The 21038-nt window shown below is 72.0% G+C and carries 19 protein-coding genes and 1 riboswitch; of the genes, 8 read left to right on the top strand and 11 right to left on the bottom strand.

The genetic code is table 11. The features are described from left to right. Positions 1–7: 7 nt before the first annotated feature. From yaaA to JOD64_RS24125, 3 genes are all read left to right on the top strand, one after another. Positions 8–805, top strand: a complete 798-nt coding sequence (yaaA, locus tag JOD64_RS24135; protein ID WP_204944306.1) for a peroxide stress protein YaaA — start codon at positions 8–10, stop codon at positions 803–805. 106 nt (positions 806–911) lie between these two features. Then, on the top strand, positions 912–1625 hold the full coding sequence (locus JOD64_RS24130) for a hypothetical protein (RefSeq protein ID WP_204946225.1): 714 nt from the start codon (positions 912–914) through the stop codon (positions 1623–1625). 81 nt (positions 1626–1706) lie between these two features. Next, positions 1707–2669 carry a TAXI family TRAP transporter solute-binding subunit gene (locus JOD64_RS24125; RefSeq protein WP_372434187.1) on the top strand — a complete coding sequence of 321 codons (963 nt, stop codon included), beginning with the start codon at positions 1707–1709 and terminating at the stop codon, positions 2667–2669. 10 nt (positions 2670–2679) lie between these two features. Here JOD64_RS24125 and JOD64_RS24120 read toward each other — a convergent pair whose 3' ends face one another. The 3 genes from JOD64_RS24120 to JOD64_RS24110 form a co-directional block, all read right to left on the bottom strand. Beyond that, a complete protein-coding gene (locus JOD64_RS24120; protein ID WP_204944304.1) occupies positions 2680–4116 on the bottom strand; it encodes a sensor histidine kinase in 1437 nt (478 codons plus the stop codon). Positions 4117–4125: 9 nt separating this feature from the next. After that, the gene (locus tag JOD64_RS24115) at positions 4126–4782 is read right to left on the bottom strand and encodes a response regulator transcription factor (protein WP_204944302.1); all 657 of its coding nucleotides are present in this window, start codon (positions 4780–4782) and stop codon (positions 4126–4128) included. Between the two features lie 86 nt (positions 4783–4868). Further along, positions 4869–5180 carry a hypothetical protein gene (locus JOD64_RS24110; RefSeq protein ID WP_204944301.1) on the bottom strand — a complete coding sequence of 104 codons (312 nt, stop codon included), beginning with the start codon at positions 5178–5180 and terminating at the stop codon, positions 4869–4871. A 113-nt stretch (positions 5181–5293) separates the two neighbouring features. Between JOD64_RS24110 and JOD64_RS24105 the strand changes: the two genes are divergently transcribed. Continuing rightward, entirely contained in the window at positions 5294–5632 is a 339-nt protein-coding gene (locus JOD64_RS24105) for a DUF952 domain-containing protein (RefSeq protein ID WP_204944300.1), read from the top strand. Between the two features lie 86 nt (positions 5633–5718). On the opposite strand, the gene JOD64_RS24100 is transcribed toward JOD64_RS24105, so the two are convergent. The 3 genes from JOD64_RS24100 to JOD64_RS24090 form a co-directional block, all read right to left on the bottom strand. Next, complete coding sequence (locus JOD64_RS24100; RefSeq protein ID WP_372434186.1) at positions 5719–7479, bottom strand: CDP-glycerol glycerophosphotransferase family protein; 1761 nt, start codon at positions 7477–7479, stop codon at positions 5719–5721. 210 nt (positions 7480–7689) lie between these two features. Beyond that, complete coding sequence (locus JOD64_RS24095; protein ID WP_204944298.1) at positions 7690–9822, bottom strand: DUF6077 domain-containing protein; 2133 nt, start codon at positions 9820–9822, stop codon at positions 7690–7692. Between the two features lie 140 nt (positions 9823–9962). Continuing rightward, positions 9963–10562, bottom strand: coding sequence for a TetR/AcrR family transcriptional regulator (locus JOD64_RS24090; protein WP_204946223.1), 600 nt, complete (start codon positions 10560–10562; stop codon positions 9963–9965). Between the two features lie 217 nt (positions 10563–10779). Between JOD64_RS24090 and JOD64_RS24085 the strand changes: the two genes are divergently transcribed. The 4 genes from JOD64_RS24085 (at position 10780) to JOD64_RS24070 (ending at position 15851) form a co-directional block, all read left to right on the top strand. Further along, positions 10780–11673, top strand: a complete 894-nt coding sequence (locus JOD64_RS24085; RefSeq protein WP_204944297.1) for an ABC transporter permease — start codon at positions 10780–10782, stop codon at positions 11671–11673. A 34-nt stretch (positions 11674–11707) separates the two neighbouring features. Then, positions 11708–12484, top strand: coding sequence for an ABC transporter ATP-binding protein (locus JOD64_RS24080; protein ID WP_204946222.1), 777 nt, complete (start codon positions 11708–11710; stop codon positions 12482–12484). 145 nt (positions 12485–12629) lie between these two features. Beyond that, a complete protein-coding gene (locus JOD64_RS24075) occupies positions 12630–14147 on the top strand; it encodes a bifunctional cytidylyltransferase/SDR family oxidoreductase (protein WP_204944296.1) in 1518 nt (505 codons plus the stop codon). A gap of 33 nt (positions 14148–14180) precedes the next feature. Further along, entirely contained in the window at positions 14181–15851 is a 1671-nt protein-coding gene (locus JOD64_RS24070) for a CDP-glycerol glycerophosphotransferase family protein (protein ID WP_204944295.1), read from the top strand. Positions 15852–15855: 4 nt separating this feature from the next. Here the strand turns inward: JOD64_RS24070 and JOD64_RS24065 are convergent, their stop codons facing one another. The 5 genes from JOD64_RS24065 to JOD64_RS24045 all read right to left on the bottom strand — a co-directional run bounded on the left by JOD64_RS24065 (position 15856) and on the right by JOD64_RS24045 (position 20855). After that, positions 15856–16602, bottom strand: coding sequence for an alpha/beta fold hydrolase (locus JOD64_RS24065; protein ID WP_204944294.1), 747 nt, complete (start codon positions 16600–16602; stop codon positions 15856–15858). A 134-nt stretch (positions 16603–16736) separates the two neighbouring features. Further along, positions 16737–17558, bottom strand: coding sequence for a C39 family peptidase (locus tag JOD64_RS24060; RefSeq protein ID WP_307813601.1), 822 nt, complete (start codon positions 17556–17558; stop codon positions 16737–16739). 245 nt (positions 17559–17803) lie between these two features. Then, a riboswitch (cyclic di-AMP (ydaO/yuaA leader) is annotated at positions 17804–17945 on the bottom strand. A 285-nt stretch (positions 17946–18230) separates the two neighbouring features. Beyond that, positions 18231–19001 (bottom strand): hypothetical protein, encoded by a 771-nt coding sequence (locus JOD64_RS24055; RefSeq protein ID WP_204944293.1) that lies wholly within the window; start codon positions 18999–19001, stop codon positions 18231–18233. A gap of 133 nt (positions 19002–19134) precedes the next feature. Continuing rightward, the gene (locus JOD64_RS24050) at positions 19135–19593 is read right to left on the bottom strand and encodes a hypothetical protein (protein WP_204946378.1); all 459 of its coding nucleotides are present in this window, start codon (positions 19591–19593) and stop codon (positions 19135–19137) included. Between the two features lie 92 nt (positions 19594–19685). Beyond that, positions 19686–20855 carry an acyltransferase family protein gene (locus JOD64_RS24045; protein ID WP_204944292.1) on the bottom strand — a complete coding sequence of 390 codons (1170 nt, stop codon included), beginning with the start codon at positions 20853–20855 and terminating at the stop codon, positions 19686–19688. Positions 20856–21038 lie beyond the last annotated feature (183 nt).

The raw sequence follows: 21038 nt of genomic DNA, 5'->3' as shown, positions 1-21038 counted from the left end.
AGACCTGATGCTCATCCTGCTGCCACCCTCGGAGGGCAAGGCCGACGCCGGCACCGGGCGGCGCTGGTCCCCGGACCGGCTGTCGCTGCCCGAGCTGAACCCGGCCCGGGAGCGGGTGCTGGACGCCCTGACGGTGCTGAGCGCCGGACCGGACGAGGCGGCGGCACGGGCGGCGCTCGGCCTCAGCGAGGGTCAGCGGGGCGAGCTGCGCCGCAACGCCCGCCTGCGGGAGGCCGCCACCGCGCCCGCCGAGCGGCTCTACACCGGCGTGCTCTACGAGGCGCTGGAGTTCGCGTCGTTGCCCGCCGCGGCGCAACGGACGGCCCGCCGGTCGATCCTGATCAGCTCCGGGCTGTGGGGCGCGGTCCGACTGGCCGACCGGATTCCTCCGTACCGCTGCCCGATCGGCGCTCGCCTGCCGGGCGTCGGGGCGTTGTCGGCGTACTGGCGCAAGGAGCTGGCTCCGGTGTTGGACGCCGCTGCCGGCCGGGGCCTGGTGCTGGACCTGCGCTCCGGCGCGTACGCGGCCACCTGGACGCCGCGCGGCGAGCTGGCCGAGCGGACCGTCACCGTGCGAGTGCTGCACGAGCGGGAGGTCGACGGCGTACCGGTCCGCTCGGTGGTCAGCCACTTCAACAAGGCGACCAAGGGGCGGCTGGTCCGTGACCTGCTCGTCGCCGGCGCCCGACCGCGCACCGCCGCGGAGCTGGTCGGCACGCTGCGGGAGTTGAAGCACACCGTCGAGGAACAGGCCACCGCGCCCGGGCGGGCACGGCAGGTGGACCTGGTGGTCACCGACCTGTAGCGGCGGGGCAGCCGCAAGATTTGCTCAAGGCTGGGCCGGACCAGTTCCGTAACGGCGAGGCAGGGGCCACGGTAGGGGAACCCCGACTCCGACAGAGGAGCCCATGTTGGTCCGCCAAACCGCCCTACTCGACCGACCCCGCACCCCGGCGCCGCCACCCCCACTGGACTGGCTGACGCTGGGCGACGCGTTCGAGGCCGCCTGCCTGCGGCGCTGCACACGGCCGCCGACCGCCGCCCGGCCGAGCGCGGCACTCACGGCCTACGCACCGGTGGAGTTCAACCGGGAGGACGCCGCGCAGCGGATGCGGCAGCTGCTCGACCGGCTGGACATCCCGGTCACGCACGAGGTGGCCGTCGGCGGCCTGCGCCGTCGCTACGAGCTGCACCGCCTCTGGGTGCCCCAGGAGCACCAGGACGCGTACGCCCGGATCTTGGAAGCGGGCTGGTGGCAGGGGCGGCGCGAGCTGCTCGGCGGGCCGCTTCCCGGTGCCTCGCCAGCGCGCCGACTGTCGGTGTCCCGCCTCGCGGCGGCGGCCTGGCGTTCGGCGTTGCTGGCCGCCGGACGGCACGTCCGCCGGCACATCCTCGGCGTGCGGTTCACCGACCGGGAACTGGCCGCGGTGCTGATCCGCAGCGCTGCCGTGCTCGACGTGCCGGCCCGGCTCCGCCCGGGCACCGGATGCTTCCTGGTCAGCGTGGCCGCTGGCCCGGACCGGGCGCGGATCCTGAGCAGCGCGGCGCTGGAGCCGGCGCGCGGGGCAGCGCCGGGGCCGGCGTGGGGCGAGGCCGTGCCGCCGGCACCCCGCCCCGCCTGCTGATCGGTGCTCAAGCCGCACGCACCCGGCACCCCACCGCCAAGGAGCTTGCGCGCGCCGGTCGGACAGCGCACAGTGCACCGCGTGAGTCGTACCTCGTCCAGCCGACCGGGCCGCCACCGCCCGGCGACGGCAGTCCTGTTGGCGGTGCTGCTGACCGCGACCCTGAGCACCGCCGGCTGCCGGGACGCCCCGACCGAGCCGACGTCGATCCGGATCGCCACCGGCAGCCCCACCGCCGTCTACTACGCGTTCGGACAGTCCCTGGCGGCCATCCTCAACCGGGAACTGCCCGACGTCAGGGCCAGCGTGGTGATCACCGCCGCCTCCGCGGAGAACGTCCGACTGATCGAGTCCGGTGGGGCAGAGCTGGGCTTCACCCAGGCCGACGTGCTGCCCACCACCACGGCGGAAAGTTCGTCGGTGGAGGCTATCGCCCGGGTGTACGACGATCAGCTGCACCTGGTCACCACGGGCGGCGGTCCGATCCGGACGGTCGCCGACCTGCGGGGCCGGCGGGTCTCCATCGGCGCCCCCGGATCGGGCACCGAGATCACCGCGAGCCGGCTGCTGGAGGTCGCCAACCTCGGCGGCGACGGGGTGCGTCGTGAGCGGCTCGGGCTGGACGACTCGGTGGCCGCGCTGCGTTCCGGGCGGATCGACGCGTTCTTCTTCTCCGGTGGCCTGCCGGTGCGGGGCATCACGGAGTTGGCCTGGCGCAGCGCCACCCGGATCGTGGACCTCAGCGAATGGACCGAGCCGCTGCGCTCCCGCTACGGCCAGGTCTACGTCTCCCGGGACATCCCGCGCTCGGTGTACGGGGTGGACGCGGTGACCACGGTGGCCGACCCGAACTACCTGATCGTCCGGGCCAACCTGCCGGAGCAGTTGGTCCGGGAGGTGACCCGGCTGCTGATGGAGCGCCGAGCCGAGCTGGCCGTCGCACATCCCGCGGCGGGGCGGATGAGCCCTCGCTCGGCGATCGCGACCACGCCGCTGTCGCTGCACCCCGGGGCCGCCGCCTGGTACCGCGCGGCAAAACCCTGACGGCCGGGCGTTAACGCGCCGACGTGGGCAGTAGATCGGCCGGCAGTTCGTCGTCCACGGGCTCCACCGAGGGGTCGAGCTCCGGCGCGGGAAACCACAGGGCGGCGATCAGTCCGCGCGACTCCCCCGGGCGCATGGTGAGCCGCCCGTCGGACGCGTCCACCAGCACGGCGGCGATGGTCAGGCCGAGCCCCGCGCCGTCGACGTTCTGCGCGTCCGGCGCCCGCCAGAACCGTTCGGTCGCCTGGCCGAGCTGACTCTCGGTCATGCCCGGGCCGGAGTCGCGCACTTCCAGGGTCACCCCGTTGTCGCGGCGGGCCACGGTCACCGTGACCGCCCCACCGGCCCCACTGAACTTCACCGCGTTGTCGATCAACGCGTCCAGCGCCTGGTCGACGGCGGTCGGCACAGTCTGTGCGTACGCCGGGGCGTCGGTCGTGGCCAGCCGCAGCGCGACCGAACGGTGCCGGGCCAGCGGCGCCCACGCGGCCACCCGGGACGCGGCCACCGCGGTGGCGTCCACGGTGACCCGCTCGTTCTCCTCCCGTTCGGCCCGGGCGAGCGTGAGCAGCGCGTCGAGCACCAACGCGAGCCGGTCGGTCTCCTCCAACGCCAACTGGTGCTCGGATCGGCCGTCCGGGTCGGTGAGGCTGGGGCCCAACTCCTCCACCCGCAGCCGTAGCGCGGTGAGCGGATTACGCAGCTGGTGGCTGGCATGCGCGACGAAGGCGCGCTGCCGGTCCATCACGTCGGAGACCACGTCCGCCATGTGGTTGAAGCTGGCCGCGAGGCGACGTAACTCCGGCGGGCCCAGGCTGTGTTGCACCCGGGCGCCCCGGTCGCCCTCGGCGATCTCGTGGGTGACCGCGTCCAGCTCGGTGACCGGGCGCAACACCCAACCGGCCAGCCCGAACGCGGTGAGCACGCAGGCGAGCACGGCGAGCAGACCGGCGAGGGCGAGCAGCAGCCACCACGCGGTGACCACCCGGCGGATCGGGTCGGAAGGGGTCACGATCACCACCGCGCCGAGCACCTCACCACCGTCGCTGATCGGCACCGCCACGACCACCGGGCCGTTCGTCCACGGCCAGATCGACTCGGGGGCGCTGGTCTGCTGCCCGGACAACGCGATGTCCAGAACCGATGCGGTCACCGGGCCTGGCTGCCACCGCGGCGACGCGACCGGGGTGCTCCGATCCCGGTCGACGATCGCGGCGCCGATCCCGTAGAGATTGTCGTAGCTGGTCAGCTCCGACTCGATCGGGCCCGGCCCACCGTCGCGTAGCGCCGGCCCGGCCAGCGAGGCGAACCGGGTGGCGTCGGCGAGCCGGTCCGCACGGACCTGTTCGGTTTCGCGGCTGGCCATGGTGGCCGCCAGCGGTGTCTCCAACGCGATGAGGACGAGCACCATCAGCAGCAGGTAGCTGATCACCAGGCGCCGACGCATGTCAGCCCCTCACGCATGACGCAGCCGGTAGCCGACGCCGCGGACGGTCTCCACCAGGCGGGCGTCGCCGAGCTTGCCGCGCAGCGACCCGACGTGCACCTCGACCGTGTGCCGGTCGGCCCAGGTGGTGCCCCAGGCGTCGAGCAGGATGCGGTCGCGGGGCACCGCCACCCCGGGCTGGCGGGCCAGCGAGAGCAGCACGTCGAACTCCTTGCGGGTCAACGTGACAGCGCGGCCGTCCACGGTCACCGTCCGGGCGGGCACGTCGATGTGCACCGACCCGGCCTCGATGAGGTGTCGCTCCGGTGCGGCGTTCGTGGCCCGGCGCAGTACCGCCTCGATCCGGGCCTGCAACTCCACCATCGAGAACGGCTTGACGACGTAGTCGTCCGCGCCGAGGCGCAGGCCCAACACCCGATCGCGTTCCTCGCCCCGCGCGGTCACCGCGATGATGCCGAGGTGGCTGCTACGCCGCCGCAGTTCCCGGCACAGATCGGTGCCGTCGCCGTCAGGCAGGGTCAGGTCGAGCAGCACCAGGTCGCACGGGGCAGCGCAGAGTGCGGCGGCGACGGTGGCCGCGTGCTCGACCTCGTACCCACGGCGGGTCAGGGCGGAAGAGAGCGCAGCGGCCACCCGGCGGTCGTCCTCCACCAGCAGGATCCGCACCCGTGCCCCCGTCCGTCGCAGCGCCGTTCTGCGAATGGTGGCAGAAGCGTGCGTGAAGCGGGAGTCCCCTTACCGGGACGGGCCGGTTACAGGCCGAAGGTGTCGTCGGCGGTGGCGTCCCGGACGCCGTCGGTGAAGCCGCGGAAACCCGGGTCCTCGTGGCTGGCCGGCACACTCGTGACATTGACCCCACTGGCCTGGGTGACCGCGTCGACCAGGGGCGGGTAGTCGATCTCCGCGTCCTGGAAGGCGTCATCGTCTGCCTCGGCCAGGTTGATCACGTGCTGTACGTCATCGGACGGCGTGTCCGGGTCTTCGGCCCACTCGCCGCCAGCCCGGTAGCACTCGTCGTACAGCGCACGTTGGCTGTCGGTCCAGTCGTCGTCGTAGCTCTGCATCGCCCATCCCTCCGCGGCCCTTGACCTGAGCATGCCCGGCGCGGGGCGACGAGCGCGGCGGTACCGGCGAAAACCGGGCGAGCGCGCCGACGGCACCCCCGTAGGCTGCCGCTGTGATCTACAAACTGCTGTCGAGCGCCGAATGGGACGCTGCCCTCGCCGCCGGCGCTTTCGCCGGCGCACCCGTGGACCACGAGTCCGGTTTCATCCACCTCTCCGGTGCCGACCAGGTGGTGGAGACCGCCCGCCGGCACTTCGCCGGGGCGACCGGGTTGACCCTGCTCAGCGTGGAGGAGGAGCGGCTGGGCGACGCGCTGCGCTGGGAGCCGTCGCGTGGCGGGCAACTCTTCCCGCACGTGTACGGCCCGCTGCCGGTCACGGCGGTGGTGGCGGCGCAGGCGTTGCCGGCGGACACCCCGGCCGCCGACGCGGTGGCCGCCCTGCTGGGCTGACACGTTCGCGCCCGACCCGAGAGGTGTCGGGCCGGGCGCGCAGCACCATCCGTGCGCCGGGGGGCGCAGCGCCGTACGCGGGCTGCTCAGCGGCGGCAGAGCCGGTCGATCTCCTCCTGGAACCGGTCCATCGGGTTCGCGTCGGCGGGACCGAGCAGGTAGGTCTTCAACTCCCGGCGGGCCTCGGTCATCGGGTCGTCGCCGGCCCGGGTCACCGCCACGATCTTCTCCAGCTCGCCGCAGTCCTTGGAGAGCAGGTACGCCGCCCGAGCCGTCGGGTACTCACGGCGGAAGTCGTCCTCGGACAGGCCGGCCGGGTTGGCCACCACGTACGGGCGCTGGCTCTGCACGAAGTCCGAGACCACACTGGACACGTCGCTGATCAGCAGGTCGGTCTGGTTGAAGCAGTCGAACAACGCCGGCGTACGGCCGGTGACCACCAGGTGCGCGGTGCCGTCCAGGGAGGACGCGTTCGGGTTGCCGCCGGCGGCGCGGATGGCCGCGACGATCCGGTCGTGTGCCGCCCTGGCCGCCCTGGACCGCGACCCGGTGAGCGGGTGGGGCTTGTAGATCAGGCGCAGCCGGGGGTTCGCGGCGAGCATTCCCTTGACGATCCGCTCACCCATCAGCACCAGGGAGGTGTGGTACGGGTCGTCGTCGAGCCAGCCCTCCCAGGTGGGGGCGTAGAGCACGGTGAAGGGCCGGTCCACCGACTCGGCGCCGAAGGTGTGCACCCCGGCGAGCTGCGGCCGACCGATCTCGACGATGTCCTGGTCGAGCACCCCCACACCGGCCCGGGCGTAACGCTCCCGGCCGGCCAGCCCGGCGACCCAGACCTCGTCGTACACCTTGCTGTAAGGGTTGACGCTGGCCTGCTTGTCGCTGTCGCCGTGCCCCACGAAGACGTGCTTGGTGCTCGGCTCGCGGAGCATGTGGATGTTCGCGCCGACGTTCGCCGAGTAGAGCGCCGCCCGGATGCTGCCGAGCTCGAGGTTCATGAAGTCGACCCCGGTCGGTACGCAGATCACCGGCAACCGGGTGTCGGCCAGTTCCAGGAACGCGTCCCGGCTCCGCAGCAGCACCACCGCGCGCTGCTGGAGCGCCTCGGTCGGGGCGAGCCACATGTTGGCCTGGTAGACGTCCTTGGCCGGGCCGGCGAAGTAGAGCGCCACCTCGGGCTGGTAGCTGTCCAACCAACGTTGGACGGCGGGCAGCAGAGGGCCCTCGCCCGTGCCCCGGCCGCGCAGCCAGGTCAGCGCGAGGATGGCGCCCACCACAACGGTCGCCGCGACCGCCACCGCGGCGGCGACGAAGAACGGGGTCGGGTGATGCTGCACCGCGGCGGCCACGGCGGCCGGCACCAGCAGCAGATTGAGCAGGGGCATCCGGTCACCGGCGACCGCCGCCGCCCAGGCTGGCGGCTGGGGTGCGGCGTTCAGCGGGCCCAGCTCGATGTTGCGCACCATGGCGGACAGCGGGTTACGACGCTCGATCATGATGGAGAGCGCCCCGGCGAAGACCGACACGACCCACACCGCGGCTGGCAGCACCAACAGCAGGGTCAGTTCGCCGCCGCTGAGCCGCACCTCCGCGACGACCAGCAACACGGCCGCGAGGTCGCGGGTCAACTGCCGGTACGACCAGTGCAGGCCCACCTTGTCCAACAGCACTTGCGACGGCGGTGACCAGCGGGCGGCGGCGAACTCGCCGAGGATGGCTGCCAGCCCGGCGACGGCGAACAGGCCGACCCAGCCGAAGGCACCTGCGACGAGCATGACCAGGTAGGCCAGCACCAGCAGGGCGGCGCTGGCGGCCACTCCGATGCGACCTGAGAACGTGCCGAACAAACGAGTTCGCTCCCTACGATTTCCGTATCGGGCCGGGCTCGGTCTTCGCGCACACCAGGAGCCGAGACTGAAGCGCCTGGTGGGCGCTCGTCACGTCACGCCACCCGGAGGCTGACGGACATGACTGCGACCCTAACGTGAGTATGCGCGAAGGTACCGAGCGGGTATCCGTGCCGCAAACCGGTCAAAAACTCGCCGCTGCGACTGGCCTCAGGATCCCCCGGTTGTCGAGCCGGGTGCGACGGCGCGATAGCAGACCATGGCGCCAGGTGCCTTCCTCGATGCGAAGGCTTCCAGTCCCAGGATGGGGGCGGCATCGGCGACGGCCGTGTTGCCCTTCCACGCACACACCATGCCCACGCCCACCCTGCCCATGGCCGCGGCGACCTCGGGGATGGAGACGAATTCTCCGTCGGCGAACTTCGCGAGCAGCAGCCGGTCCTGCGCGAACGGCGTCTCCGAGCCGTAGTCGACGAGATACAGGTCGCGAGGCAGCACCACCCGGACCTCCGAGGTGACCTGCGGCAGCGCCCGCATGACCGACGACGGGGCGAGCACCAGGCCGGCGGGGCGGTCCAGCTTCTTGATCCAGAAGGAGGCGGCCTTGCGGTTGTCCGGCATCCGCCAGGTCGGCTCCGTCTGGACCGCGTCGCCCTTCCACATCGGCTCGCCCTGGGTGTAGAAGGCGAACACCAGGACCACCGGGAGGGCGAAGGCGAGGACCCGGCTCGTCCGGGCCAGCCCGGGCAGGCGGATGACCGCGAGAACACCGACGAGCGCCGGCACGGGCAGGATCCACGGCACCCGCCAGAGCACCGCCGTCAGACCGCTGAGGTCACCGCCGAACTTCAACAGGCCGGGGACCATCAGGACCGTGATCGCCAGCGCGGCGCCGGCGGCGAGTTGCTGCGGCGCCCCGCGACGGAGCAGGAGAGGCGACCACCAGACGGCGAGCCCACCGATGACACCGAGGATACCGAGCCAGAGCGTGAGCTCGTAGATGGTCCGCAGCGGCAGCAGCGGTGAGTACGTCGCGGCGGCCTCCTCCACCCCACCGCGCAGGACCTGGACGAGCGCACCCGACAGCAACGGGTAGACCGAGGCGGCCGCGAAGCACAGGACGGCCTGCCGCGGTCGCCGGGTGGCGAGCAGCACCACGCCGACCGCGGCGCCGAGCAGGGGCAGCAGGATGACCGCGGTGGTGGTGTAGCCGACACCCGCCACGGAGAGCAGCGTGAGCAGGATCAGGGCACGCCGGGAGCGGTGCTCCAGGTAGTCGGTGAGGTACACCCAGGCGAGTGGGATGAGTGCGTGGACGAAGACGCTCTTGCCCTGGGTCAGCCGGGGCAGGTGGTAGGTGTTCAGCGCGTCGGCGTAGTACGCCACGAGCAGGATGTAGGCCAGCGCGACGACGAACACGACCAGCGGGCGCCGCGGAGCCCACCGCAACACGAGCCGCCACAGCGCGAAGATCGTGAAGACGGCCAGGACCGGCAGCAGGAGGTACCACAACACCGACGCCGTGTGCACGTGCAGGGCGCGGGCCAGCGCCCCGACGAACACCTCGAAGGAGGGCAGCGGCGGGTTCGCCGAACCGCCCGGCAGGACACCCTCGGTGAACAGGAAGTCCCGGAACGGGATGTTGTCACGCTCGGCGACCCAGACGGACTTGCCGACGTAGAAGACGTCGTCGAGCGACACCCGGCTGATCAGTGTGGCGAAGTAGGCGGCGGCCAGGGAGAGGACGAGGACCACGTACCCCTGCACCGGCGTGGTCGCCTGGACGGCCGGCGCGGCGACCGTGTCGGCCGCGCCGCCGCGGCGGGCCAGGGTAAGCCAGGCGGAGACGACCGAGACCAGGCCGAGCCCGGCCGCCAGCCACCAGCTCAGCGCCCCGTTGCCGAGGGCGGCGAACAGCGCCGCGCCGACCGCGGCGCCCACCGGCAGGGCGTAACGACGCAGCAGCGACGCGCGGTCGACGGGCGCCTCGGTCGGCGCGGCCGCGGCCTCGTCGTCGGCACGCCGCGCCACGGGGTCGCGACGGCGCAGCCTCCAGGCCACGTACGCGGCGACCGGCTGCAGGACGACCCAGATGAGGAAGACGACGGACGGGCGCAGGTCGAGGCCGAGGTTGAGGTGGTAGAGCAGCGTCCAGATGGCGAAGCTCACCACCGCCGCGTCGGTGACCACGACGGGCGCCGCCGCCACCGCGGCGTTGACCCGCCCGATCAGACCGCGACCCCGTCCGGGCCGGCTGGTGCCGCCAGGTCGAGCACCCGCGCTCGGGGCGTTCCTCTGGTCAGCTGGCGCTGGAGCCACAGCAGCGTCTTCGACTTGCGTCACGGGGCGTCCTTGTCGTCCGGCGGCGGGTTGAGGGGCGGAAAGCGGATGTCTGATCGATGACAGCCGGGTGTCAAGGGGGCAGCCTAGCGGAATTGGACAGTGGGACCGCTGCTGCGGGCGGCGGGGTGTCGGATGCCTGGTCAACCGGAGATCGGGGCGACCCGAGGGCGGGGCAGGGCGCTGTCCGCGCCGAGTCCGGCAGCCACGGATTCGACCAGGCTTTCGAGGTAGCTGTCGGTGAGCGGGAGGCGGGCGATGGCGAGCCGCCAGTAGAGCGGGCCCACGATGAGGTCGATCGCCGCGTCCAGGTCGGTGTCGCCGGGCAGCTCACCGCGCTGCACGGCGCGGGTGACCAGGCGACCGCCGATCTCCTGTTGGCGGGCGTGCAGCACCTGACGCAGGGTCGCGTCGATGGTGGGGTTGCGGGCCGCCTCGGCCAGCAGGTCCGGGATGATCTGCGACGCCAGCGGATGGCGCAGCGCGTGCGCCACCGCCTGGAACAGCAGCGCGAGGTCGCCGCGCAGGGTGCCGGTGTCCAGTGCCGGCAGCTTGCCGTGCGCCGCCGCGGCGACGATCTCCAGCACCAGGTCGAGCTTGGAGTTCCACCGTCGGTAGATTGCCGTCTTGCTGACGCCGGCGCGGCGAGCCACTGCCTCGATGGAGAGCCGGCCGTAGCCGACCGCGGCGAGTTCCTGCATCAGCGCACGTCGGATGGCCGTGGTGATCTCGCCACGGAGCACCGCCGCACCGGCCGGGGCACGCCTCTTCTCAGTCGTCACCAGGGACTCTTCTCGCAGCTCACAGTGCCCAGGGTAGCGCAACGACGATACGGTTGCGTCCCGACGTGTTTCGGACTACTGTCCTCGCAGCGACGAGGCGGCGCCCCGCGCACATCTCCCACTAGGATTCCATCGTCGCGAGCCACCCGTCTGCACGAAAGATCGGAGCGCCATTTCCATGGCCACCACCGCGCTGGTCGACCCTGACACGGGCCTGACCCAGGCGCAGCTGGCCGCTCGGCACGGGCTACGGGTCGCCGGTGAGCGACCCTCCCTCGTCGAGTACAGCCGCCAATTGTGGGCCTACCGGCACTTCATCGCCGCGTACGCCAACGCCAAGCTGGTCGCCTCCTACAGCAATGCCAAGCTGGGCCAGCTCTGGCAGGTGCTGACCCCGCTGACCAACGCGGCGGTCTACTACCTGATCTTCGGGGTGGTGCTGGCGCAGAAGGAGATCCCCAACTTCATCGCCTACCTGACCACCGGGCTGTTCATCTTCAACTTCACCCAGAGCGCGGTCCTGGCCGGCACCCAGTCGATCAGCAGCAACCTCGGGTTGATCCGGGCACTGCACTTCCCCCGGGCCAGCCTGCCGCTGTCCACGACGTTGACCCAGTTCCAACAACTGCTGGCCTCGATGGTGGTGCTGCTCGGCATCGTCCTGGTCACCGGCGAGCCGATCACGCCGGAATGGCTGCTGCTGGTGCCGGCGCTGATCCTGCAGGCAGTGTTCAACGCGGGCGTGGTGCTGCTGGTGGCCCGACTGGGCTCCAAGGCGAGCGACCTCAAACAGGTCATGCCGTTCGTCCTGCGCACCTGGATGTACGGCTCCGGCGTCCTCTACAGCGTCAGCCTCTTCGATCGGCTGCCCGGCTGGGCGACGACGCTCGTGCAGTACAACCCGTTGCTGGTCTACATCGAGCTCGCGCGGTACACGCTGATGGAGGAAGCACCGTTGCTCAACGAGTCACTGACCCAGCTGTGGCTGGTCGGCGGCGGGTGGGCGTTGGTCGCCGGAATCGGCGGTTTCATCTACTTCTGGCGCGGCGAACAGGAGTACGGCCGTGGTTGAGCACATCGAGGCCTCCCCCGAGGCCACCGCGACAATGACCTCGACCCAGGAGCGCATCCCGACCGTGGTGGTCGACGACGCGCACATCATCTACCGGGTGCACCAGGGGGCTACCGGCGGCACCACGCCGGTCGCCGCGCTGCGCCGCCTGGTCAAGCGCACCAACGCACCGAACGTCCGGGAGGTGCACGCGGTCAAGGGCGTCTCCTTCACCGCGTACCGGGGCGAGGCCATCGGCCTGATCGGCAGCAACGGCTCCGGCAAGTCCACCATCCTGCGGGCCATCGCCGGCCTGCTGCCGGTCAACCGGGGCGCGATCCACACCCAGGGGCAACCGTCGCTGCTGGGCGTGAACGCCGCCCTGCTCAACGACCTCTCCGGCGAGCGCAACGTCACCCTCGGTTGCCTGGCCATGGGCATGCACCCCGACGACGTGGCCAAGCAGGCCGCGGGGATCATCGAGTTCTCCGGGATCAACGAGCGGGGCGACTTCGCCAGCCTGCCGATGCGGACGTACTCCTCCGGCATGGCGGCCCGGCTGCGGTTCTCCATCGCCGCCGCCAAGAAGCACGACGTGCTGCTCATCGACGAGGCGCTCGCCACCGGCGACAAGGGCTTCCGCAAGCGCAGCGAGCAGCGGGTTCGGGAGCTGCGGGAGGGCGCGGGCACGGTGTTCCTCGTCAGCCACCAGCTCTCCTCCGTACGGGACACCTGCGAACGAACGATCTGGTTGGAATCGGGCGTCCTGCGGATGGACGGGCCCACCGACGAGGTCATCCAGGCATACGAGGCGTACGCGAACAGCAAGTAGGGCGCCGGCGAACACCCGGCATCGACACGGCACCACGGGCCGCGTCGCCCGCGTTGGGGCGGCGCGGTCCGCGCGTTAAGGTTCATTCCGTCGCCGCTCGGGCGGAACCTTCCGTTAACGCATCGCTGAGAGTGAGGATCCGGCAATGACGCAGGACCAGACCACTGGCCCGGACGCCACAGCGGAGACCTCGGTGCCGTGGCGGCCCTCACGGACGGTGGCGGTGGTTCTGGCCGGAGGCACCGGGACCCGGTTGGGCCTCGGCATCCCGAAGCAACTGCTGAAGATCGCCGGCAAGCCGATCATCGAGCACACCCTGGCGGTCTTCGAGGCCGCCCCGGAGATCGACGAGATCATCGTGCTGATGGCGGCCGGCCACGTCGACGACGCCCGGCAGATCGTCGAAAAGGCGGGTCTGCGCAAGGTCACCAAGGTGATCGAGGGCGGTGACACCCGCAACGCCACCACCCGGATCGCACTGGACGCGGTCGGCCCGGCGGACTGCAACATCCTCTTCCACGACGCGGTGCGCCCGCTGCTCAGCGGCAGGATCGTGCGGGAGTGCGTCAACGCGCTCTGGACCTACGACGCCGTGGACGTGGCCATTCCGTCCGCGGACACGATCATCCAGGTGGACGACAACGACTGCATCACCGACATCCCGGTGCGGTCCCGGCTGCGCCGCGGGCAGACCCCGCAGGCGTTCCGCTCCCCCACGATCCGCGAGGCGTACCGGATCGCCGAGGACGACCCGGACTTCGCCGCCACCGACGACTGCGGCGTGGTGCTGCGCTACCTGCCCGGCACCCCGATCAAGGTGATCGACGGTTCGGACGAGAACATCAAGGTCACCCACCCGGTCGACGTACACCTGGCGGACAAGCTCTTCCAGCTCGCCGCGGCGCAGGCGCCCCGGCTGACCGACCACCGCAGCTACAGCGAGGAGCTGACCGGCCGCACCATCGTGGTGTTCGGCGGCAGCTACGGCATCGGCCACGAGTTGACCGAGCTGGCCCGGCGCTACGGCGCCCAGGTCTTCCCGTTCAGCCGTTCCAGCACCGGCACCCACGTGGAGCGGGCCAAGGACGTCGGGGCCGCGTTGACGACCGCCTTCGAGGCCACCGGTCGGATCGACCACGTGGTGGTCACCGCCGGCATCCTGGAGAAGGGCGCCCTCGCCGAGATGGACGAGGAGACCATGGACCGGCTGCTCCAGGTCAACTTCGTCGGCCCGGTGACCATCGCCCGCCAGGCCCTTCCGTACCTGCAGCAGACCAAGGGTCAACTGCTGCTCTACACGTCCAGCTCCTACACCCGGGGCCGGGCCCGCTACGCGCTCTACTCGGCCACCAAGGCGGCCCTGGTCAACCTCACCCAGGCGCTCGCCGACGAGTGGGCCGACGTCGGCGTCCGCGTCAACTGCATCAACCCGGAACGGACCGCCACGCCCATGCGGACGCGGGCGTTCGGCGAGGAGCCGGAGCACACCCTGCTCGCCGCGGAGGCAGTCGCCCAGTCGTCACTGGACGTGCTGATCTCCGACCTGACCGGCCAGGTGATCGACGTACGCCGGGCGCCCGGCGACGGGCCCGCGCCGAGCGTGCCGACCCAGTCCGGGTCGAGTCAGGTCGAGGCGCCGGCCAGCGCGGCGTCCGCGAACTGACGCTGACGGCTGCGGAACCACGAACGGAGCGACATGCGCGGCGATCTGGTCCGAAAGCTGGCTGCCCGGTGCCTCAGCACCGGATTGGCCGTGCTGGCCTTCGTCGTGCTGGCGCTCACCGGCGCCACCGGTTGGGGGCTGGCGCTGGCCGTCGCCGCGCTGGCCGCCTCCGCCGCCGAGCAACGGATCCGGCCCAACGCCGACCTCGTCGCGGAGACGACGCTGATCGCCGCCGCGATCCTGGTCGGTTACTCCCGGCGGCTGGACGACGGGCTCAACCTCACGCTTGTCGCCACCGCACTGGTCCTGCTGGGGCTGGTGCTGCTGGTGGGGCCGCTGCGCACCGCCGGCAACCTGGAGATCCGGGCCGCCAACCTGCCGGTGCGCGCCTGGACGCCGCTGATCGCCGACCGGCTCGGCACCGCCCTGCTCGGGCTGCTCGCCGCCCTGGCGATCGCCGCTGCACTCACCCTGCCGGCCGGCGTGGCGCTGGCCGCCAGCCTATTGGTCGGCGCGGGCACCGGTGTGGTCGCCCTGGACCTGGCCCGGCGGCGGTTCCGGCCAGGAGCCGGTGGCGGGCCGGTCGCCCGGGCGCTGCGCCGGCACCAGCCGGAGTTCCTGCTCTACTTCTCCGCGCCGCCCGGCTCGGAATACCAGGTCACCATGTGGCTGCCGTACCTGGAACGGATCGGCCGGCCGTTCCTGGTCGTGCTGCGCGAGCCGGAGTTCCTGGCCCCGATCGCCGCGGCCACCGACGCGCCGGTGGTCTACTGCCCCACCCTGCGGGCCATGGACGAGGTACTGGTGCCGAGCCTGCGGGCGGCGTTCTACGTCAACCACGGGGCGAAGAACAGCCACTGCATCCGCTTCACCCAGCTCACCCACGTCCAGTTGCACCACGGCGACAGCGACAAGGCGCCGAGCGCCAACCCGGTGTCCGGCATCTTCGACCGGATCTTCGTGGCCGGACCGGCGGCGATCGACCGGTACGCCCGCGCCGGGGTGCAGATCCCGGCAGAGAAGTTCGTGGTGGTGGGCCGGCCGCAGGTCGAGTCGATCGCGGTACGCCCGGAGCCGGCGCGGGGCTTGGGACAACCGACGGTGCTCTACACCCCGACCTGGACCGGGCACCACGCCGACGCCGACTACTGCTCGCTGCCGGTGGCGGAGGAACTGCTGCATCGGCTGCTGGCGCGCGGCGCGACCGTGATCCTGCGGGCACACCCGTACACGGCGCAGAACCCGGCATCGGCCCGCCAGCTCAGCCGGCTGACCGAGCTGCTCGTGGCCGACCGGGCCCGCAGCGGACGCCAGCACGTGGTCGGCGCGGCCGCCCGGGCGCTGAGCCTGACCGAGTGCGTGAACCGGTCGGACGCGCTGATCTCCGACGTGTCCGGGGTGATCTCGGACTACCTCTACTCCAGCAAGCCGTACGCGGTCACCGACATGGGCGACGAGGGCGACCAGTTCGCCGAGCGTTTCCCGCTGGCCGCGTCGGGTTACGTGCTGCGTCGGGACGTGTCCAACGTGGACGAGGTGCTGACCGCGCTGCTGGACACCGACCCGCTGGCCGCGGAGCGCTGGGCGACCCGCCGGCGTTACCTGGGTGACTTCCCCGCCGAGTCGTACGCCGAGGCCTTCCTGACCGCCGCCCGCCGGGAGCTGATGCCCGCGAAGGAACTGACCGCGTCCGCACAGGCATAGCCGCTCAGCGGTACGGGTCGAGCAGCGCCAGCACGGCCGCCGGGTCCTCCACGTGCGCGTTGTGCCCGAGACCGGGCAGAGTGGCGACCGGTACGTCGTACTCCTTGAGCTGAGCGTCGGTGACCATCGGGTCGTGTTCACCGCGCGCCAGCACCACCGGCACGTCGATCGCCGCCAGTAGTGCGGCCAGGTTGGGCTCGCCGACGGCGAAGGCGTTCGGATCCATGGCGAGACGCCACCGGCCGTCGACCTGACGCAGCCCGGCGTCCACCACCGGGTGGTCCGGCGGGAGCAGACCGGCCAGTCCGGCGACGCGCAGGTAACGGCGGGCCGCCTCGGTACGGCTGGCGAACCAGCTCACCGGACGCGCGGCCAGGTCGGCGGCGCGTTCCAGCTCGGCGGGTGACCAGAGCGCCTTGATGCCCAGCCCGACCACCGCGTCCACCGGTATTCCGGCGGCACGGGCGGCCAGCGCCAGGCCGACGACCCCACCGAGCGAGTGCCCGAGCACGACGACGCGGTCGTCGGAGGCCAGACCCTGCGCGATCTGCCGGGCGAAACCCTCGAAGGAGTACGACGGCAGCGGCGCCGCCCAGCCGTGGCCGGCGAGGTCCGGTGCCAGCCACCGCCCGGGCCAGTGCTGCTCCAGCAGCGGCGCCCAGGGCAACCAGACGTCCCCGGTCGCCCCCATCCCGTGCAGCAGCAGCAGGACGGGCCGACGGCCGGCCCGACCAACCGATTCATCCACCACGGCCGCAGTCTGCCACGGTTCACCGCCCCGGACGAGAGTCGTCGATGGCGGCGTACCCCGGACCGCTTCGGAAAGACACCGCGGGCGCCGGCCCCTCGTGAGGGACGGCGCCCGCGGCGGTCAGCGTGCCTGGGTCAGGCGGAGTAGCCCCGGCTGGTGATCCAGTTGGCCAGGTCGATCGTGGTGATCCAGTACGACGGGTCGGCCGGGTTCGCCGAGTCGGCGATCCGCACGGTCCGGCCGTTGTCCTTGTAACCCACGACGGCGATGTAGTGCCCGCCGCCGTAGGAGTGCCACCCACCGTCGGTGTCGGTGGCGTCGCCGACCACGTTGGCCACCACGCCCCGCCCGTCGGTGATGGCCTTGACGACGTCGGCCTGGAGTCGGTCCATCTGCGCCGGGCTGGGTGCGCCGGCGAACATCCGGGTCCGGTACGGGGAGCCCTTCACCTCGGCGTTGAGCACCCGGGTGGTGTCCTCGGCCGAGTTGGTGCCCATCTCGGTGGTGCCCAGCTCGGCACCGAGTTCCTCCTGGGTGCGGTCGATGCCGGTGGCGCTGAGCGCGTTGCGGGTGGCCGCCGGGCCGCAGTTGTAGTACGTGTTCTGCGCCTCGTACTCGTAGTCGAGCACCTTGGTCGCCGGCGGCTTCGGCGGCTCCGGCTTACGGGTCAGGTCCGGGTTGGTGCTGGCCTTGGCGGCGGGAGACGCGGCGCTGGTGGCCGGGGCAGCGCTGGCCGAGGGGGAAGCATCGGGTGCCTCGCCGAGGGAGGCGACGGTGTCGCTGCGCATCTCGGCGACCGTGGTCGCGGTGCGCTGGCTGGCCGGAGCGTCGTCGGTGGTGGTGAGCAGAGCGCCGGTGGTGGTGGCGATCACGAGGGCCGCGGCGGAGGCGGCGGCGATCTGGTACGGGCGCTGGGTGGCGAAGCGTCGGAGTTGACGCTGCATGGTGTGCTTCACGGGTCCTCCACGGATCGGGGGGGAGAGCGGCACACCGCGGCCGGACCGGTATCCGGGCAGGCGTCAGCGCACGGACCGTGGTCCGCGGATGGTGAACCGCTCAGGGGAACGCCCGGCGTGGCCGGGCGGGAAAGGCGATGACCCGGGGGGTCAGCTCACCGTCACTGGACGAATGAGCGGGGGCACCGCTGCGCCGTGGAGGCGAGGGAACAACCGAGGGGTGGAAAGGTGCTGCACGAGTTGGGAACTCCTTCCGACACCGCCTACCGGGTTAGCTGACGGATTCGGGCGGGAAGATCGCCCTACCGCGGGCCGTGGCTCGCGGATTCACCCCGGACTTACTGATGGGTCCCCGGTTCGTTGATCACGATTGAGCGGGTCGGCGCGGCGTCGCCTCTTGCGATCGATTACCGCACCGGACGGGACGACACTACTGGCCTTGTCCGCACCGCGCCAAGCAAGGTTCACCTGCGTAAACCCGATTCGCTGCGGCAATTTCTGCGCGTATTGCCGATGATGTGACTCGATGGGACAACCCGTTACGGCGACGCCTGTGGGCGACAACCGGACAGGGCGTCGACAACGCGGCCACATTTACGGGACAGATCGAGCCGATCGTGCCGGACGTCCGATTTTCGAATGGCGTGACGGGGCTCACGTAACGGATCGGACTCAACCCGCGCGAGCCGGCCGCCAACGTGCCACGAGGGCGGGACGAGTCGCCCCGCTCGCCGCCCCTCGGGCGGGTGCCGGGCTCGGCCGCAACCGGGCCGCTGCCGCGTACGCCTCCTCGGCGAGGGTGCGCGCCGACTCGGCGGCCAGTTCCGCGTCCCGCCAGGCGACCCGCTCCTCGGTGGCGGCGGCCTGGTAGTCGGCCAGTCTCGCGTCCCGGATCGTCCGGCTGAGCAGCGCCTCCTGCTCGACCGGGTGCCGTCGGGGATCCCACCCGTGTCGGTGCCCGAACACGTCACCGAGCTGCGCCATGGTCAGGTCGCCCCGCCAGTACGCCGCCGTCGCCGCGCGGTGCAGGTAGCGCTCCCGGGATGCGTACTCGGCGGGGGTCCGGGGTGTGTGCGGGGTGGGCAGCGCCGCAGAACCCGCGAAGCGGCGGGCGGCGGTGTCCGCCTCGTCGTACCCCGCCCAGGCCCGTTCCAGCTGCTCCTGGGCGGTGAGCCAGGCCTCACGGCGCCGCCGTGCCGTCCTGGCCGCCCCGGCCGCGGCGACGGCTACCTCCTCGGCGTACCGGCGCAGGTCGACGGCCTCGGCCGCGGCCAACTCGCGGGCGGTCGGCGCGGCCGGGAGCGGATCGTCCGTGGGCCGGTCCCGCTCGGGGCGGGCGACCAGCGCGGCGAGCACGCCCAGTGCCAGCAGGAACAGGGTCGACCAGATGGCAGCGGCCTGCGGCACCTCGGTCACGAACTGGTAGAAGACGACGGTCTCCATGGTCGGCACCTCGGGGAGAGAGCAAAGCGATGGGAAGCCCAGCCGGCCAGATGGCCACGGCGGGCCACGGATCGGCGGGGTGCGGAGCGGGTAGGTCGACAGGGTGCGGCGACGGGACGTTGGTCCCGGTGACTCAGCGCCCGGGTGGGCCGCGGGGAGCCCAGCCGTGCGGGCCGTCGACGAGAGGCAGCCGGTTGGCCCCGGCCGCGCGCACCGGCAGCACGCCGGTCGCGATGGTGCCCAGGCCTCCGGGCGGCGCCGGTTGCGAGTCGACCGACCCTGCCGGGGAGGACGCCTCGGCGGCCCCCGCACCGACCGTCTGGGCCGGGTGGACGGCACCCTCTGGCGAGGTGGCCTGGCAGGACGCCAACAGCGCCTCGGGCGCGAACGGCGACGACACGGAACTCGGTGCTGGCACGGCGCTCGCTGCCAGCGCGGAACTCTGTGCTGGCACGGTGCTCGGAGTTGTCACGGCGGCCGAGGCTGCGCCAGCGCCAAGCGCCAGGGCCGCCACCACGGCGAGGCTGGTCAGCACCCGCGTCGCCCAGCGCGCCACCCACCACAGCGGACAGGTGAGCGCGACCGGGAGCACGTGCCCACGCTACCGCCGCGCCGACCCGGGCGCACGGCCCACGGGCGTGTCGGCGAACGCCGCGCCGCCCCTGCTGACCAGGGTGGACGGTGTCAGCGCGAGTCGACGTACGGTGACCGGTCGCCGGCGGCCTGGGTTCCGGCCGTGCGTTGTTCGGGGACGGGCGGCCGGGCCGCACGACGCGGCGCGAGTCGGCGCATCATCGGGGTCTCGACGAAGCGGTGCAGCAATCCAGCGAGGATCAGGTTCACCAGCAGGAAACCGAGCACCGCGGCCGGGCCGCGCCAGCCCTCGAAGCCGGTCCCCCAGTCACCGCTGAGGCGCAACACGCTCGTCATCACCAGCACGTGGACCAGGTAGAAGGCGAAGGACACCTCCCCGAGCCAGACCAGCGGCCGGGACCGCCACGGCGAACGCTTACCCCGCACGTCCGCGTCCGCGGCGGCGGCGATCACCAACAGGTACGCGACCGCGAGCAGCGTGGTCCACAGCTCGGCACGGATCCACTCCGCGGCTGCCACCCACGTGCCCAGGAAGATCACGCTGGCCACCGTCAGCCCCGGACCACGCCAGAGGCCACGGCGCATCAACTCGGCCGCCACCGCACCCAACCAGAACTCCAGCGACCGTACGGGCGGGAAGATCTGGGTGAACCACCACCGGCTCACCTCCGGCACCAGGTGCTGGGCCGGCCAGAGCGCGAGGATCAGCAGCGGCAGCGCGACGATCAGCGCCCAGAGCAGCTTCGGCCGGGCCCGGCGCAGCAGCGGCAACGCCAGCGGCAGACACAGGTAGAAGAAGAACTCGCAGGAGAGCGACCAGCTCACGGTGTTGATGCTGTAGAACCAGCCCGGCCGGGGATCCCAGGCCTGCAACAGCAGCAGGTTCTCCAGCGCGGCCGCTGGCACGACCGCGTCGGCGAACCACCAGGCGACCAGCAGCGCCGCCCCCCACAGCACCAGGTGATTCGGGTAGATCTTGGCGACCCGACGCCGCCAGAAGGTACGCCGGGAGTCGCCCGCGCGGGCCGACCAGACCAGCACGAAACCGCTGAGGATGAAGAAGAACTGCACCCCGGACAGGCCGAGGGTGAACAGCGCGTCGACCACGGCCTTGTAGTCCGGCTCGGCGATGATCCGCATGGTGCCCGCGTGGAAGCCGAAGACCAGTAACGCGGCGATCCAACGCAACCCGGTCAGCGAGGGCAGTCGGGCTGGTGCGGGGGCGGGCCGGACAGTTGACACCGCTGCGGCGCTCGTCATGCCGGGACTCCGAAGCTCGGCAGGGTCACCAGCACGTCCGTATCCTCCTCGGCGCGGCGTCGGACGGCGCGACGGCGACGCCCGCGACGGCCCGGCAGGGCCGCACCCGGGGCACCCTACCGGGTCACTCCCGGGTGAACCGGACGCGTCCCACCCGCCGATTGCCGGGCGTGCAGACCACGG

Origin of the sequence: Micromonospora luteifusca (assembly GCF_016907275.1) — a bacterium.
Lineage (GTDB): Bacteria > Actinomycetota > Actinomycetes > Mycobacteriales > Micromonosporaceae > Micromonospora > Micromonospora luteifusca.
The sequence above is the reverse complement of the archived record's forward strand: the minus strand, read 5'-3'. Positions and strand labels throughout refer to the sequence as shown.

Excerpts from the sequence above, each read along its gene's own strand:
- JOD64_RS24120 (WP_204944304.1), bottom strand. The coding sequence starts at position 4,116 with ATGCGTCGGCGCCTGGTGATCAGCTACCTGCTGCTGATGGTGCTCGTC.
- JOD64_RS24085 (WP_204944297.1), top strand. The coding sequence starts at position 10,780 with ATGGCCACCACCGCGCTGGTCGACCCTGACACGGGCCTGACCCAGGCG.
- JOD64_RS24080 (WP_204946222.1), top strand. The coding sequence starts at position 11,708 with ATGACCTCGACCCAGGAGCGCATCCCGACCGTGGTGGTCGACGACGCG.
- JOD64_RS24075 (WP_204944296.1), top strand. The coding sequence starts at position 12,630 with ATGACGCAGGACCAGACCACTGGCCCGGACGCCACAGCGGAGACCTCG.
- JOD64_RS24110 (WP_204944301.1), bottom strand. The coding sequence starts at position 5,180 with ATGCAGAGCTACGACGACGACTGGACCGACAGCCAACGTGCGCTGTAC.
- JOD64_RS24070 (WP_204944295.1), top strand. The coding sequence starts at position 14,181 with ATGCGCGGCGATCTGGTCCGAAAGCTGGCTGCCCGGTGCCTCAGCACC.
- JOD64_RS24055 (WP_204944293.1), bottom strand. The coding sequence starts at position 19,001 with ATGGAGACCGTCGTCTTCTACCAGTTCGTGACCGAGGTGCCGCAGGCC.
- JOD64_RS24045 (WP_204944292.1), bottom strand. The coding sequence starts at position 20,855 with ATGACGAGCGCCGCAGCGGTGTCAACTGTCCGGCCCGCCCCCGCACCA.
- yaaA (WP_204944306.1), top strand. The coding sequence starts at position 8 with ATGCTCATCCTGCTGCCACCCTCGGAGGGCAAGGCCGACGCCGGCACC.